Origin of the sequence: Mesorhizobium sp. ESP-6-2, from assembly GCF_020164675.1 — a bacterium.
GTDB lineage: Bacteria > Pseudomonadota > Alphaproteobacteria > Rhizobiales > Rhizobiaceae > Mesorhizobium.
In genome coordinates, this window is sequence record NZ_JAIUGT010000002.1 from 607,271 (window position 1) to 623,109 (window position 15,839).

Annotated in this window: 12 protein-coding genes; 8 read left to right on the plus strand and 4 right to left on the minus strand. The window is 64.4% G+C overall.

Annotated features, from left to right (window positions below):
• Window positions 1–130: 130 nt before the first annotated feature.
• Complete coding sequence (locus tag LB532_RS08120) at window positions 131–1,708, minus strand: trimethylamine methyltransferase family protein (RefSeq protein WP_140639024.1); 1,578 nt, start codon at window positions 1,706–1,708, stop codon at window positions 131–133.
• A 216-nt stretch (window positions 1,709–1,924) separates the two neighbouring features.
• On the opposite strand from LB532_RS08120, the gene LB532_RS08125 reads away from it, so the two are divergent.
• The 6 genes from LB532_RS08125 (at window position 1,925) to LB532_RS08150 (ending at window position 10,994) form a co-directional block, all read left to right on the plus strand.
• Window positions 1,925–3,814, plus strand: coding sequence for a phospholipase D-like domain-containing protein (locus tag LB532_RS08125; RefSeq protein WP_140639023.1), 1,890 nt, complete (start codon window positions 1,925–1,927; stop codon window positions 3,812–3,814).
• A 165-nt stretch (window positions 3,815–3,979) separates the two neighbouring features.
• The gene (locus LB532_RS08130; RefSeq protein WP_140639022.1) at window positions 3,980–5,155 is read left to right on the plus strand and encodes an MFS transporter; all 1,176 of its coding nucleotides are present in this window, start codon (window positions 3,980–3,982) and stop codon (window positions 5,153–5,155) included.
• A gap of 94 nt (window positions 5,156–5,249) precedes the next feature.
• On the plus strand, window positions 5,250–6,410 hold the full coding sequence (locus LB532_RS08135; RefSeq protein ID WP_140639021.1) for an MFS transporter: 1,161 nt from the start codon (window positions 5,250–5,252) through the stop codon (window positions 6,408–6,410).
• 104 nt (window positions 6,411–6,514) lie between these two features.
• Window positions 6,515–8,575, plus strand: coding sequence for a prolyl oligopeptidase family serine peptidase (locus LB532_RS08140; protein WP_140639020.1), 2,061 nt, complete (start codon window positions 6,515–6,517; stop codon window positions 8,573–8,575).
• A gap of 257 nt (window positions 8,576–8,832) precedes the next feature.
• The gene (locus LB532_RS08145; RefSeq protein WP_140639019.1) at window positions 8,833–10,212 is read left to right on the plus strand and encodes an aspartate aminotransferase family protein; all 1,380 of its coding nucleotides are present in this window, start codon (window positions 8,833–8,835) and stop codon (window positions 10,210–10,212) included.
• A 137-nt stretch (window positions 10,213–10,349) separates the two neighbouring features.
• The gene (locus LB532_RS08150) at window positions 10,350–10,994 is read left to right on the plus strand and encodes a cytochrome c oxidase assembly factor Coa1 family protein (RefSeq protein ID WP_140639018.1); all 645 of its coding nucleotides are present in this window, start codon (window positions 10,350–10,352) and stop codon (window positions 10,992–10,994) included.
• 271 nt (window positions 10,995–11,265) lie between these two features.
• On the opposite strand, the gene mmsB is transcribed toward LB532_RS08150, so the two are convergent.
• Window positions 11,266–12,150 carry a 3-hydroxyisobutyrate dehydrogenase gene (gene mmsB, locus LB532_RS08155; RefSeq protein WP_140639017.1) on the minus strand — a complete coding sequence of 295 codons (885 nt, stop codon included), beginning with the start codon at window positions 12,148–12,150 and terminating at the stop codon, window positions 11,266–11,268.
• 26 nt (window positions 12,151–12,176) lie between these two features.
• Entirely contained in the window at window positions 12,177–13,343 is a 1,167-nt protein-coding gene (locus LB532_RS08160; protein WP_140639016.1) for an isobutyryl-CoA dehydrogenase, read from the minus strand.
• Between the two features lie 144 nt (window positions 13,344–13,487).
• Between LB532_RS08160 and LB532_RS08165 the strand changes: the two genes are divergently transcribed.
• Both LB532_RS08165 and LB532_RS08170 read left to right on the plus strand, forming a co-directional pair.
• Window positions 13,488–14,102 (plus strand): dimethylsulfonioproprionate lyase family protein, encoded by a 615-nt coding sequence (locus LB532_RS08165; RefSeq protein WP_140639015.1) that lies wholly within the window; start codon window positions 13,488–13,490, stop codon window positions 14,100–14,102.
• Between the two features lie 3 nt (window positions 14,103–14,105).
• Window positions 14,106–15,581 carry a cobyric acid synthase gene (locus LB532_RS08170; protein WP_140639014.1) on the plus strand — a complete coding sequence of 492 codons (1,476 nt, stop codon included), beginning with the start codon at window positions 14,106–14,108 and terminating at the stop codon, window positions 15,579–15,581.
• Between the two features lie 93 nt (window positions 15,582–15,674).
• Here LB532_RS08170 and LB532_RS08175 read toward each other — a convergent pair whose 3' ends face one another.
• Window positions 15,675–15,821 (minus strand): hypothetical protein, encoded by a 147-nt coding sequence (locus LB532_RS08175; protein ID WP_140639013.1) that lies wholly within the window; start codon window positions 15,819–15,821, stop codon window positions 15,675–15,677.
• Window positions 15,822–15,839 lie beyond the last annotated feature (18 nt).

The window sequence follows — 15,839 nt, forward strand, 5'->3', positions numbered from 1 at the left end:
GCCTGGCCAAGCTCACGCCTTTCCTCTCCCCCGTCGATCGGGGGAGAGGTGTCGAGCGCAGCTCGACGGAGTGGGGGTCGACCGTTCATCGAATCCATACGAGTGATCAATTCATCGACACCGCAGACGCTCAAAAATCGGTCGGCGCGCCGCCTTCGGCGCGGCGCTTCTGGACGAAGGCGTTGAGCTCTTCGCGGATCGCCGGGTCCATGTAGGGCTCGTCATAGGAGGCCAGCCGCTCCTTCCACACCTTGTTGGCCTTTTCGAGCGCCGTCGGCGAGCCGGCTTCCGCCCAGGTCTCGAAATTGCGCCAGTCGGACAGGATCGGCGAGTAGAAGGCGGTCTTGTAGCGATCCTGCGTGTGCTGGGTGCCGAAGAAATGGCCGCCGGGACCGACGGACTGGATGGCGTCGAACCCGAGCGCCTCTTCGGAAAGATCGAGCGGGGTCAGGAATTCGGCCACCATCTGCAGCAGGTCGATGTCGAGGATGGTCTTCTCGTAGGAGCAGCGCAGGCCGCCTTCCAGCCAGCCGGCGGCATGCATCATCAGATTGCCGCCGCCCTGGATGGCGCCCCACAGCGAGAACACGCTTTCATAGGCGGCCTGTGCGTCGACCGTGTTGGCCGCGCAGGTGTTGGAGGTGCGGTAGGGGATGTTGTAGCGGCGGGCGAGCTGGCCGCCGACGAGCTGCGCCTTCATGTATTCGGGCGTGCCGAAGGCGGGCGCACCGGACTTCATGTCGACGTTGGAGGTGAAGCCGCCATAGCCTACCGGCGCGCCCTTCCTCACCATCTGGGCAAAGGCGATGCCCGACAGCGCCTCGGCATTCTGCTGCACCAGCGCGCCGGCGATGGTCACCGGCGCCATGGCGCCCGACAGGGTGAACGGCGTCACGATGACGACCTGGCCCTTGCTCGACATCTGGATGATGCCTTCCATCATCGGCACGTCGAGTTTCAGCGGCGAATTGGTGTTGATGATGGTGAAGACGGACGGTTCTTCGAGCAACTGCTCGTAGCTGATGCCGCGCGCGATACGGGTGATCTCGATGCCGTCGACATTTCGTTCCTTGCCGAGCGAATAGATGTGGAACACCTTGTCGGTCAGCGTGGCGAGATCGCGGATGCATTCGAGGTGGCGGACGGAGGGATGGATGTCGATCGGCTCGACCGGATAGCCGCCGGTGCAGTTCAGTATGTTGTGCATCTGCGCCAGGCGCAGGAAATTGCGATAGTCCTGCTGGTTGCCGGGCCGGCGGCCACGATCGATGTCCGAGCAATTGGGCGCCGAGGCCATCATCGAGATGATCAGATTATCGCCGCCGAAGCGCACATTGTGCGCGGGGTTGCGGGCATGGATGGTGAATTCGGACGGGCAGTGCGACACCAAATCGAGGATCATGTCGCTGTCGAAGCGCACGCGCTCGCTGCCTTCGCGCACATCGGCGCCATGTTCCTTCATGATGCGGCGGGCTTCGTCATGCAGGACGTCGACACCGATCTCCTTCAGCACCCGCAGCGAGGCCAGGTGGATCGACTCCAGCTCGTCGTCGGAAACCAGCCTGGTCGGCTGGAGCGGGATTTTCAGCTGGCGGAACGGCGGCTGCTCGAACGCGGCCGAGCCGCCTGCGCGTTTTCCGGCGCGGCCGCCGCGGCGGGCACGATCGGTTGCCAATGCCGGTTCGGCGGGTTGAAGGGCGGCGGTCATGAGGGGCCTCGTACGATGCGAAAGTGGGCGGCATAATGGACCGGCGGCTGCCCGGCCATTGCGGAGGCGGCGACCACTAGAGCGAGGGAAGCGACATGCCGGAACGGCAGCTGCGTGGTCCCGAGGCGGGCCCGCGGATAAGGGAGCGCCATTCGTTGCAGTATCGTCTTTTGCTTCTGGTAAACTTGTGCGTCGAATATCTCCGGAGGGAGAGCCATGCCTGACGTCGTCAAAGTGCGTGCCGCCACCAACAACGAAGTCGCGTTCCTCTCCTGGGACCTCGACGGGATGATCCCGGGCTGCCTGGGCTTCGAGATCGTCCGCCTCTATCCAGACACCGGCGAGGAGCGTTGCCTGGCGTCCTGGGTGCCCTTCAAGGGACAGCGCAACAAGGACTGGATCCCCCAGGATACCGGCGTCTGGCCGGTGCAGAAGACATTCTGGCGCGATCTCACTGTCCGGCGACGCCGCGACAGCCTCGATGTCAGGCCGGACGGCGAAATGATCGCCTACCGGGTGCGTCCGGTCGGCGACATGAAGGCGGGGCTCGATCCCGTGCCAGTGCGCCCCGAAAAGACCTATACGGGGCCGGCTCGCCCTCTCGGCTACCTCGGCCGGGGCGCGGTCAGTCCGCCGATCTTCCTCGGCCAGATGTTCGGCAAGGCGCGTGTCGCCTTCACCAATGGCGTGCTGTCGACGCAATGGATGTCGCGCGCGCTGGCCGAGGCCGGCATCAAGGTCGGACAACGCGACAAGATCAGGGCTGTGCTGCAGGATCCGACCAGCAAGATACGCGCCTACCTGCATGGCGACGTGCCCGACGTGCTGACCAGCCTGCTGAAGCGGGCCAAGGACGAAGGCGGCACGGTCAGGCTTGCGCTCTACGAGCTTGGCGACGACGAACTGTGCGAAGCAATCATTGCCGCCAAGGACGTCGTCGAGGTCATTCTTTCCAATTCGGGCAGGGATGAGCAGACGAAGGCCTGGGACGCTGGCAACGCGCCTTACAGGAAGCGGCTGCACGACGCAGGCGTCGCGATGACGGATCGCCTGTTCAACAACAACCATATCGGCCACAACAAGTTCGCCGTCTATCGCGATGCCCAGGGCAAGCCGCAATCGGTGATGACGGGCAGCACCAACTGGACCTCGACGGGCATTTGCGGGCAATCCAACAACGCCTTCATCCGCGACGACCCGGCGATGGCAGAGATATTCGACGCCTACTGGCAGCGCATGAAGGCCGACCTGTTCCCGCCGCCGGCCACGGAAAGCGCCGCCGGCCATGTCGCGCAGACGCAAGGCGTGCCGTTTCGCAGGGAGAACCACAGGCCAAATCCGCTCAACGGCGCCACGGCGGCACTGGACGGCATGACGGTGTGGTTCTCGCCCAATGATCCCGAGCGCAACAAGAAGGACATCTCGGTGCGGCCGGTCGATCTCGAGGACCTCTTCGCCCGCATCAAGGCAGCCAAGCGCGCCGTGCTGTTCCTGGTGTTCAATCCTTCGCGGCTCGGCGACAATTCGATCGTCGACCAGGCGGTGGCGGCGGCAAGGGCCGATCCGAAGCTGATCGTGCAAGGGGCGATCAGCGATGAGACCGCCATGCCCAACTATGTCGCGTCGACCAAGGATCCGGTCACCCATAAGTCGAACAGGGACGGCAAGTCGCCCTTCGTCTATCCGGAGAAGGTCTGGGAGGCGCCGAACGTTTCCATCGTGCGGGCGGCGAACCTGACCGGCGCAACGATCGCCCGGGATTTCCAGGCGGAGGTGCTGACCGTCGGCCATGCCATCGTGCACGACAAGATCGTCATCATCGATCCGATGGAGGACAACGCGACGGTCGTCACCGGCAGCCACAATCTCGGCTACAAGGCTTCCTACGAGAACGACGAGAACATGGTGATCGTCGAAGGCGACAAGACCTTCGCCGCGGCCTATGCCGTGCATATGCTCGACGTGTTCGACCACTACAAGTTCCGCGCCTGGCGCAGGACCATCGGCAAAGGCCCTTCGGACGACGATGGGCTCTCCATCGACGACAAGTGGCTGAAGCCTTACGCGCAAGGCAGGAAAGGCGCGATCGCACGGTATTTTCCGTAGCGCTGTGGGCGGGTGCCTGCGGCTTTTGGCGCGAGCCTTCCGGTGCACGGCGCCGGCCGTTGGCGCAAGCGGATTTCGCTGTCCGGCCCTTCCTCTCCCGGGATCGAACCGGTAGCTGATGGCGTGCCGATCCGCAGGTCGGCGATTCACTCATGGAACGGCAGCATGGTCGCGACCGGCTCGAGCCAAGGCGAAGCGGCAACGCAGTGGACAGCGCTCGCCGGCATCACCGCAGCGCTGGCGATGTTCGGCGCCGCGCAAGGGCTGAGCTCGCCGCTGTTCACGCTGCTGATGCAGAAGCAAGGCATGTCGCCGGGCCTGATTGGCCTCTCGGCGGCGATGATGCCGGTTGGCTTGATCCTGTCGGCCTCGTTCGTGCCGGCTGCCGTGCGGCTGGTCGGCGCCCGCACGCTCGCCGTCGGCTGCTCGCTGATCGGTGCGCTGTGCTTCCTGGGCATCGGCTATCTGCAGGACTGGGTGGCGTGGTTCGTCCTCCGTTTCATCATCGGCGTGGTCATCAACCCGCTCTATATCCTGGGCGAGGTGTGGGCGCTGTCGCTGGCGCCGCCGGCGCGGCGCGGCCGGGTGATGGGCGTGTTCAATACGCTGATGGGGGCAGGCTACGCGGCCGGGCCTTTCACCTTGACCCTGGTCGGCACGTCGGGCTGGGCTCCCTTCAGCGTCGGCATTGGCGGCTTCGTGCTCTGCGCCGTCATTCTGCGCCTTGTCTCCTCAAAGCTCACTGGTTTCGAGGATGACGGCCAGCCGGCCGGCAGCTTTGTCGGTTTTGCCCGGCTGGCGCCGGCGCTGCTGCTGGCGGTGCTGGTCTCGGCAGCGGTCCAGCAAAGCACCTATGCGCTGGTTCCGGTCTTCGGCGCCGGCTATGGCCTGCCGGAAGCCGTGCTCGCCGCTCTGGTGATGGCGTTGTCCCTGGGCAATATCCTGCTGCAGATCCCGCTCGGCTTGCTCGCCGAACGCTTCGGCGGCCGCTCCATGATCCTGGTTTGCGCGGTGGCGACCACCGTTTGCGCGCTTCTGCTGCCGCTGCTGATCACGACGCCGCTGATCTGGGCAGTGCTGCTGGTGATGGGAGCGGTCGGCTATGGCGTCTACACGATGGCGCTTGTGGAACTCGGCAGCCGGTTCAAGGGCTCGCTGCTGGTCACCGGCAACGCTGCTTTCGCCTTGTTGTGGGGCGTTGGCGGCATTGTCGGTCCGCCCAGCGCCGGCCTGCTGATGCAGGCGATCGGGCCTTTGGGGTTGCCGGCGGTGATCGTCGGCCTGGACGCGCTGCTGGTCGCCTTCGCGCTCTACAGATCGGCCAGCCGCAGAGGCTCCTGACAGGGTTTGGCCGGAACAAGCGTGGGTTCGGGCTTTGGGGCTTACGGCTATCGGGTCGAAACGCTAAGCCTGCAGCCGAGAGGCGATGTGGATCATGGACCGGGTGGAACCGAAGCGCGACGAGACGATGCAGTGGGCGGCGATCACCGGTGTGATCGCGACCGTGTCGGTGTTCGCCATCGCGCAGGGACTGTCCTATCCGCTCTTGAGCTTCATCCTGCAGCGGCAGGGCGTTTCGCCTGTCATGATCGGCCTGTCGGCCGCGATGACGCCGATTGGCTTCATCGTCTCGTCGCCGCTCATTCCTTCACTGGCGCGGCGGTTCGGGGCAGGGCGCACGGCGCTGACCTGCGCGGCGCTTTCGGCGATCGTGCTGGCGCTGATCGGCTGGACGCAGAACGTCTATCTCTGGTTTCCGCTGCGGTTCCTGATCGGCGCGGTGACCAATCCGCTCTATGTCTTAAGCGAAATCTGGGTGATCGCGCTGGCGCCGCCGGCCCGGCGCGGCCGCATCATGGGCGTCTATTCCACGATCATCTCGGCCGGCTTCGCCGCCGGTCCGCTTTGCCTGCTGGCCGTCGGTACGGAGGGCTGGCCGCCATTCCTGGTCGGCATTTCCGCCTTCATCTTCTGCGGCGGCTGCCTGGCCCTGGTGGTCGGGCGCCTGCCCAAGGTCGACGAAGCCGGGCATCGGCTTTCGGTGATGGGCTTCATGCCGCTCGCCTGGCTGCTTTTGTCGGCAGTGGTCGTGGCTGCCGGCTTCGAGCAGGCGGTGCTGGCGCTGCTGCCCGTCTACGGTACCCATTATGGCATCGCCGAGAACCGCATGTCGGCGCTGCTGTCGACGATGATCGCCGGCAACATCGCCATGCAGGTGCCGCTCGGCCTGCTGGCCGAGCGGCTGACGGCGCGCCTGGTGCGGTTCATCTGCCTGGTGCTGACGCTGCTCGGCTGTCTGCTGCTGCCGCTATTGATCGAAACGCCGCTGGTCTGGCCAATGATCTTCGTCTGGGGCGCGGTGTCCTACGGCATTTATACGATGGCGATCATCGAACTCGGCGAGCGTTTCAGCGGCTCGGCGCTAATTGCCGGCAATGCCGCTTTCTCCCTGATGTGGGGCGTCGGCGGCATCCTCGTCCCGCCGCTTGCGGGCGGCGTGATGGACGGGATCGGCGCGAGCGGCCTGCCGGTGACGCTCGGCGCGATCTGCCTGGCGCTGGCGGCTGCGACCGTCATCCGGCGGCGGATCGTGTGACGGCCTGAAGCGATCTGCCGCGATGACGCGGCTTCAACACCTTGAATCCGGCGCCCTTTGACGCGATGTAGGCAGGGCCGCCCCGCGATTTCCCGGAGACCCGCATGACCATTTCGACGACAAAGCCTGGCTTGGCGACCGATGATCCCTTTCTTTGGCTGGAGGAAAGGACGAGCAAGGAGGCGCTCGACTGGGTACATCGCCAGAACGAAGTCACGGTGGCGCAATTGCAGGGCGATCGGTCCTACCAGGCGTCGTTCGAAACCGCGCTCGATCTGATGACCGCCGAGGACAACATCGCCGTAGGCTCCGCGCTCAACGGCTACGTCTATAATTTCTGGCAGGACAAGACCAACGTGTTGGGCCTATGGCGCCGCACGACGGTGGCTTCCTACAAGACCGACAGACCGGACTGGGAAACCATCATCGACTTCGACCAGCTCGCGGCGAAGGAGGGGGTGAAGTGGGTGTTCGGCGGCGCCAGCCGGCTCTACCCCGATTTCAACCGCTGCCTGGTTTCGATGTCGCCTGATGGCGGCGACGCCAGCGAGATGCGCGAATTCGACATCGCGGCCAAATCGTTCGTCGAGGATGGGTTTCGCGCGCCCGCTTCCAAATCCGGCTTCGGCTGGCTCGACGAGGATACGTTGATCGTCTCGGCAGCCTTCGAAGAGGCCGACAAGACCGAATCCGGCTATCCACGCGTGGTCAAGCTCTGGAAGCGCGGGACCAGGCTGGAAGACGCGACGCCGATCTTCGAGGCGCAGAAGGAAGACCTCGCCGTTGGCGCGGCGCTCGAGTTCGATGGCGACCGGCGTTATCTCGTGCTGGCACGAACGCTCAATTTCTTCGCTTCGCATATTTTCCTGCGGCTGCCTTCGGGCGAGAACAGGCGCCTGCCGCTGCCTGACGACATGACCGATACGGCGATCTTCAGGGATCAACTCGTCTTCAGTGTGCGCAGCCCGTGGACGGCGCCCGACGGCACGCTGTGCAAGCCCGACGGTCTCTATTCGCTGGACCTGGCGCGCTGGGTAGAAACCGGCGCACTCGGACCCATCCAAATTTTGCTGGAACCCACGCATCGGGTGTCCATCGCAGGCATAGCCCGTACGCAGGACCGGCTGTTCATCAACCTGATGGACAATGTGCGCGGCAAGGTCGTCGTCTGCGCGCGCGAAAAGGGCGGCTGGTCGCTGAAGCCTGTCGCGCTGCCCGAAAACGGCAATGTCGGCATCAGCCATGCGGAGCATTTCGGCTCCAGCGTGTCCTTCTCCTTTACCGATTTCCTGACGCCGAGTTCGATCATCTGGTCCGACGACAATGGCGAGACGCTCGCCACCGTGAAGTCGCAGCCGTCGCGGTTCGATGCTTCGCCGCTCGTGTCGGAACAGTTCGAGGCGCGCTCGAAGGACGGCACGATGATCCCCTATTTCGTCGTCAGGCGGCGTGACCAAAAGGGACCGGTGCCGACGCTGCTCTACGGCTATGGCGGCTTCGAAGTGCCTTTGCTGCCCGGCTATGCCGGTGTGCGCGGCAGGCTGTGGCTGGAGAAGGGCAATGCCTATGTGCAGGCCTGCATCCGCGGCGGCGGCGAGTTCGGGCCGGCCTGGCACCAGGCAGCGCTGAAGGAAAACCGGCAGAACGCCTTTGACGATTTCGCCGCGGTGGCTGAGGACGTCGTCAGGCGCGGCATTGCGACAGCCGCCTCGCTCGGCATCCAGGGCGGCTCGAATGGCGGCTTGCTGACGGGAGTCTCGTTGACGCAGCATCCTGAGCTGTTCGGCGCGGTCATCATCGAGGTGCCGCTGCTCGACATGCTGCGCTACACCGAATTGCCGCCCGGCGCGTCGTGGATGGCCGAATATGGCGATCCGTCGAAGCCGGAAGATGCGATCTGGCTGGCCGCCTACTCGCCTTACCAGCATGTCGACGCCGGTGCCTATCCGCCGGTGCTGCTCACCACCTCGACCGCCGACGACCGGGTGCATCCCGGCCATGCGCGCAAGATGGCCGCCCGCCTGCAGGAGGCCGGCCATGCCGGGACGCTCTTCTTCGAGGAGACCGAAGGCGGCCATGGCGGCCGCGGTGACCGCCGGCCGCAGGCGGCGCAGGCTGCGATGAAGTACGTTTTCCTGCAAAGGACGCTGGGCGGGAAGGGCTGAACCGAAAGCTTCGGGCCGGAGCAAAGGGTGGTTCACCTCGAACCTTCTTTGCTCTAAGGTACCCGCATGGCTCCCGTGGTGACATTGGCCGGCCTTTTCGGGGTTCGGGCATTTGGGGGCGCGGTGACGCCGTCACTGCGCACGTTACGCGCCGAGCTTTTGCGGCTTTGCGCCCGCATAGGCTATTCGCCACCCGCTATCCTCTGAAGAATCCGCCCCGGCGCAGCCGGATTGGTTCCAGAGGAAAGATCAGATCCATGACCTATCAAAACTATTCGCTGAAGCAGCTTCAGCAGATCGATGCCGCGCATCATCTGCACCCGTTCACCGACCACAGGGAACTGCGCGAGGCCGGATCGCGCATCATCACCCACGCCAACGGCCCCTTCATCTACGATTCCGAAGGGAACGAACTGCTCGACGGCATGGCGGGGCTGTGGTGCGTCAATATCGGCTATGGCCGCGACGAGCTCGCCGAGGCCGCCTATGCGCAGATGAAGGAGCTGCCTTACTACAATTCCTTCTTCAAATGCTCGACGCCGACGCCTGTGCTTCTGTCGAAGAAGCTGGCGGAGATCGCGCCGAAGACCATCAACCAGGTGTTTTATGGCTCTTCCGGTTCGGAAGCCAACGACACCGCGCTCAGGCTCGTGCGCCACTATTGGGTGCTCGAAGGCAAGCCGCAGAAGAACCGCGTCATCTCGCGCAAGATGGCCTATCACGGCTCGACCATCGCCGGCACGTCGCTCGGCGGCATGGACGCCATGCACAAGCAGCTCAACGGAGAGGTGCCCAACATCGTCCATGTGATGACGCCGTACGCCTATGAGCTGTCGCTGCCGGGCGAGAGCGATCATGATTTCGGCCTGCGCGCGGCAAAGGCGGTCGAGGACGCCATCCTCGAAGCCGGCGCCGACAAGGTCGCCGCCTTCATTGGCGAGCCGGTGATGGGAGCCGGCGGCGTGAAGATACCGCCGGCAAGCTATTGGCCCGAGGTACAGCGCATCTGCCGCAAATACGATGTGCTGCTGATGCTGGACGAGGTCATCACCGGTTACGGCCGCACCGGCGAATGGTTTGCCGCGCAGACGCTCGGCATCGAGGCCGACACCATCACCACCGCCAAGGCCCTGACGTCGGGCTACCAGCCGCTGTCGGCGCTGCTGGTCGGCGATCGCATTGCCTCGGCGCTGATCGAGAAGGGCGGCGAGTTCAACCACGGCTATACCTATTCCGGCCACCCCGTGGCTTGCGCCGTGGCGCTGAAGAACCTGGAGATCATGGAGCGGGAAGGTCTGGTCGACCGCGTCAGGACCGACACCGGGCCCTATTTCGCCAAGGCGCTGCAAGAGCGCATTGCCGGGCACGAGCTGGTCGGCGAGGTGCGTTCGATCGGGCTGATGGGTGCGATCGAGATCGTCAAGGACAAGGCGACGAAGGAACGGTTCCTGCCGGCGGGAAGTGCCGCGGTGACCGTGCGCGACCATGCGATCGCCAACGGAATGATGCTGCGGGCCACCGGTGACACGATGATCCTGTCGCCGCCGCTGATCTGGACCCGGGACACGATCGACATGGCCTGCGAGCGTATCGGCAAGGCGCTCGACTTGGCGCAAGCGGATCTGCGCAAGCGGTAAAAGAAATGGCCGGGCGTTCGTGACCGAGACGCCCGGCCGTCGAAGGCCCAATTGCCGGTCCCAGGCGCACCGGAGGGTTCCAGTCGCCAGCGCCATCGGCTACAACCGCCAAGGCAGTTTTGCCGACGGGGGATGCCATGGCCGGACAACCGCTCAACCAGCCCGCCGAAATCCCGGCCGAGCTCGATCGCTGGAATTGGGGCGCCTTCTTCCTCAACTGGATCTGGGGCATCGGCAACTCCACCTTCATCGCGCTGCTGACGCTGATCCCGATCGTCAACATCGTCATGATCTTCGTGCTTGGTGCGCGCGGCAGCCGCTGGGCATGGCGCAACCGTGCATGGCGCGATGCCGAGCAGTTCCGCAGAACGCAGCGCAACTGGGCGATCGCCGGTCTTGCCGTCTGGGTGCTCAGTATCGGGGGCTGCGCGACGATGGTCGGCAGCATCCCTTTCATGATCAAGAACAGTGACGCCTATCACATGGCCATGGATGCCATTCGCGCCGACACCCGGGTGAAAGCCACTATCGGCGACGACTTGACCGCCAATTTCTGGGTCGGCGGCCATCTCAACGTCGACGCGAATGGGACGGGTGACGCGCGGTTCAGCATTCCCATCCACGGCGCCAAGGGAAAGGGCACGGTGTTTTCGCACCTGGTTCGCACCGCAGGCACGTGGAGCACGCGCCTGCTCGTGGTCCGGGTCGATGGCGCCGATGCGCCGATCGTGCTGACCAATGAAGATCACGTGCCGATCCCGAACGCTGCAATCGGAATATGAGGGATGTCGGATCCTGGAATGCAAAAACCGCGCCCCACCGGGAACGCGGCTTTGCCAGATACGCTTGGCGTTTCGCTACGCAAACACTTGGCGAAACTTACGGGCTCCGGTACGCGGGACCTGATCCGGAGCGCCGGGCGGACGCGATATCCGCCTCGCAATCCGTTTTATAGGGACATCGTTACCGCGGAGTTATCGAGAGCTTAAGCAAACCTAAATTTTGCGGTTCTTCGGCGAGGCGTACGAAAGAAAAGCTAGCTTTATCAGTCGCTTATAGATTGGCGCCGCGCAGAAAATTTATGATCCCGGAAAAATCGGCGCCGGCATTCCCTTGCGCGTTGAACAGGCCGTAGAGCTGTGTCGCTTCGGCGCCAAGCGGTGTCACCGCGCCCGCGGCTTGTGCGGCTTCCTGCGACAGCTTCAAATCCTTCAGCATGAGTGCGGCGGCGAAGCCGGGCTTGTAATCGCGGTTGGCGGGTGAGGTCGGCACCGGGCCGGGCACCGGGCAATAGGTGGTCAGCGACCAGCACTGGCCTGAAGAGGTCGAGGCAACGTCGAACAGGGCCTGGTGCGCCAGGCCGAGCTTTTCGGCCAGCACGAAGGCCTCGGCGACGCCGATCATCGAAATGCCGAGAATCATGTTGTTGCAGATCTTGGCCGCCTGGCCGGCGCCGTCGCCGCCGCAATGGACGATGCGCCCGGCCATGGGCTTAAGGATCGGCTCGGCGGCGGCGAAGGCATCGTCGGAGCCGCCGGCCATGAAGGTCAGCGTGCCGGCCGTGGCACCGCCGGTACCGCCCGAGACCGGCGCATCGACCGACAGCAGGCCGTGCTTTGCGGCGATGGCATGCGCCTTGCGCGCCGAATCGACGTCGATGGTCGAGGAATCGATGAACAGCGCGCCCTTCTTTGCCTTGGACGCGATCTCTTCGTAGACCGACAGGACATGCTTGCCGGCGGGCAGCATGGTGATGACGACGTCGGCATCCTTCACTGCTGCGGCGGCATCGGCCATGATGACCACACCATGCTCGCGTGCAACGGTCAGGTTTTCGGGCATGAGGTCGAAGCCATGCACGGGATACCCCGCCTTGACCAGGTTCGCAGCCATTGGATTGCCCATATTGCCAAGGCCGATGAAGGCGATTGTGGTCATTGTCTCTCTCCCGGAGCTTGCTGGCTTCAGCGACCGATCAACGCGCGGGCGATGATGACCCGCATGATCTCGTTGGTGCCTTCGAGGATCTGGTGCACACGCAGGTCGCGCACCAGTTTCTCGATGCCGTAATCGTGCAGGTAACCGTAACCGCCGAGCAGCTGAAGCGCATCGTTGGCGACGTCGAAACCGGTGTCGGTGACGAAGCGCTTGGCCATTGCCGACCATTTTGGGGCATCCGGTGCCTTGCGGTCGAGCTTGGAAGCGGCGGCATAAAGAAAGATGCGCGCCGCCTGCAATTCGGTCTCCATGTCGGCCAACTTGAACTGCAAAGCCTGGAACTGGTTGATCCTGGAGCCGAACGCCTTGCGCTCTGATGTGTAGGACAGCGCCTTGTCGAGCGCCGACTGGGCCCCGCCCAGCGAACACGCGGCGATGTTCAGCCGGCCGCCATCGAGCCCGGCCATGGCGATGCCGAAACCGGCGCCTTCGCCTGACAAAAGGTTTTCAGCCGGCACCTTGCAATCCTCGAAAATGACCTGGCGGGTCGACTGCATGTGCCAGCCCATCTTGTGCTCATTGGCGCCGAAGGAAAGGCCCGGCGCATCTTTCGGCACGACGATGGTGGAAATGCCTTTCGGTCCCTCGGCGCCGGTGCGCACCATGACGGCATAGACATCGCTGTCGCCGGCGCCGGAGATGAACTGCTTGACGCCGTTCAGCACGTAGTCGCCACCGCTCTTTACCGCCCGTGTCTTCAGGGCAGCGGCGTCGGAGCCGGAACCCGGTTCGGTCAGGCAATAGCTCGCCAGCCACTCCATGGAGGTCAGCTTCGGCAGCAAGCGCCGGCGCTGGCCGTCGTCGCCGAAACGGTCGATCATCGAAGCCACCATATTGTGGATCGAGATGAAGGACGAAAAGGCCGGGTCGGCGTGGGACAGCGCTTCGAAGATCAGCACGGCGTCGAGCCGGCCGAGCGCGGAGCCGCCGACATCGTCGCTGACATAGATGCCGCCGAGGCCCAGCGGGCCAGTCTCGCGGATCACGTCGGCGGGGAAATGCTTGTTGCGGTCCCAGTCTAGCGCATTCGGCGCGACGCGATCGGCGGCGAAGGCCTGCGCCATCTCCTGGATGGCGCGCTGGTCCTCGTTGAGTTCGAACTGGCTGGTGCTCGCATCGACCGCGGCGTCCATGGCGTGCTCCCTATATGCTGGCCAGCTGGCTCGCTGGCCTGTCGTTTTTGGCTTTGCGCGCGCACCAATCTAGACCAATGATGCCGCCGCGCAACCCGAGCCGCCGCGGAGCGGCTGTGCGTCAATGCATGTCCGGAGCAAGATGTGACGACAAAATTCGATGAGCTGCTAGAGCGGTTCCACGCCTATCTCGCTTCCGTGGATGACGTCCTGGTGCAGGATGCGGTGGCGCGCATAGGGTGGGATATGCCCGCCCGCGAGCTTGAACCGCACCCACTCGGCTGCCTGCGCCATCTCGATCGCGCCGCCGAATTGACGCCGGCGCGAGCCAAGCAGCTGGTGCAATTTCTGGCGCAGGAGCGCGGCGAATTGCGCTGGGGCCAGACCTACGGCGAGTCGGATTTCGGCAAGGCGTTCATCGACAATTATGGCTGGCTCGAAGTATTCGGCACCCGCGGCCACTTCGCCAACGACGAGGTCGCCGCCGGCGTGCTGATCCTTGGGCCTAATATCGTCTATCCCGACCACCATCATGTCGCCGAGGAGATCTATATCCCGCTGACCGGCGGCACCGAGTGGCGAATGGGCGAGAACAGCTTTCACAAGAGAGAGGCCGGCGAGGTCGTGTACCACGCTTCCAAGGTCAATCACGCCATGCGCACCGGCAAGGAGCCGTTGCTGGCGCTCTACATCTGGCGCGGCGGGCCGCTGGCGCAGAAATCCACGATCACCGGGACCGCGACGCAGGGCAGGGGCTGAGCCATGGCTAAAGCCATCATGCTGCAAGGCACGGGTTCGGATGTCGGCAAGACCGTGCTGGTCGCCGGGCTGTGCCGCGCCGCGAAAAAGCGTGGGCTGAAGGTGCGTCCGTTCAAGCCGCAGAACATGTCGAACAATGCCGCCGTCGCCGATATTCCCGGCGACAACAGGGCTGGCGGCGGCGAGATCGGCCGCGCGCAATGGCTGCAGGCGATCGCCTGCGGCGTGCCGCCATCGGTTCACATGAACCCGGTGCTGCTCAAGCCTCAGACCGATGTCGGTGCGCAGGTCATCGTGCAAGGCAAGGTGTTCGGCGAGGCGCGGGCGCGCGACTACCAGGCGTTGAAGGGCCGGCTGATGGACGCGGTGCTGGACTCCTGGGCAAAGGTTGGCGAGGGCGCCGATCTCGTCATCGTCGAGGGCGCGGGTTCGCCGGCGGAGATCAACCTCAGAAGCCGCGACATCGCCAATATGGGTTTTGCGACGCGGGCCGACGTGCCTGTCGTGCTGGTCGGCGACATCGATCGCGGCGGCGTCATCGCCTCGGTCGCGGGCACGCATCTGATCCTGCCGGAGGAAGACCGGCGCATGATCGTTGGCTACCTCATCAACAAGTTCCGTGGTGACGTCTCGCTGTTCGACGACGGCATCAAGGCGATCGAAGGGTTTACCGGCTGGCGCTGCTTCGGCGTCGTGCCGTGGCTGAAGGCGGCTGCGCGGCTGCCCTCGGAGGATTCGGTGGTGCTGGAACGGCTTGCCTCCGGGGAGGCGCGTGCGCTGAAGGTGGCGGTGCCGATGCTTGGCCGCATCGCCAATTTCGACGATCTCGACCCGCTCAAGGCCGAGCCGCAGGTGGAAGTGGTGTTCGTGCCGCCTGGAAAGCCGTTGCCGCAGGATGCGGGACTGGTGGTCATTCCCGGCTCGAAGTCGACGATCGGGGATCTGCTGAAATTTCGCGAAAATGGCTGGGACCGTGATCTTCTCGCCCATCGCAGGCGCGGCGGCCATGTCGTCGGCATTTGCGGCGGCTTCCAGATGCTTGGTCGCATCGTGCGTGATCCCGACGGCATCGAAGGCAGCGTCACCGAAGCGGAAGGGCTTGGCCTGCTCGACATCGAAACGGTGATGGAACCGGAAAAGACGGTGCGCAACGTCAGCGCCCGCTCGGTGCCGTTCGACCTGCCGCTTGAAGGCTACGAGATTCATCTCGGCCGCACCACCGGCCCGGATATGCTGCGGCCGTCGGCGATCATCAATGGCGTCGAGGATGGTGCTGTGTCGGCGGATGGCAAGGTGGTCGGAACCTACATGCACGGCCTGTTTGGCGCCGACGCCTTTCGAGGGAGATTCCTCGAAAGCCTCGGCGTCAAGGGCGGCGGCATCGACTATCGCGCCGAGGTCGAGAGGGCTCTCGACGAGGTCGCGGCCGAGTTGGAAACCCATCTTGACTGCGACGCGATTTTCGCACTGGCGCGGTAGCTAACTGCTCTTTTCACTCGCTTCGGCCAGTAGGACCGGAATCAAAAGCGTCCGGCTTTGGCCGGGCGCTCCGAATTGCCTGAGATTTGAATGTCAGGCGCCGCGCATCAGGCCGCCGCCGGCAAGCACGATGTAAGCAATGAGCACGATCCACACCGATGCGAGTGGGACGAACGCAAGAAGGCCAAGGGCGGCGAGAATGCCGATGAAAACAGTCTGGGTAGGTGCACTGAGATTCATGTGCGGGTCCTCTCCTCG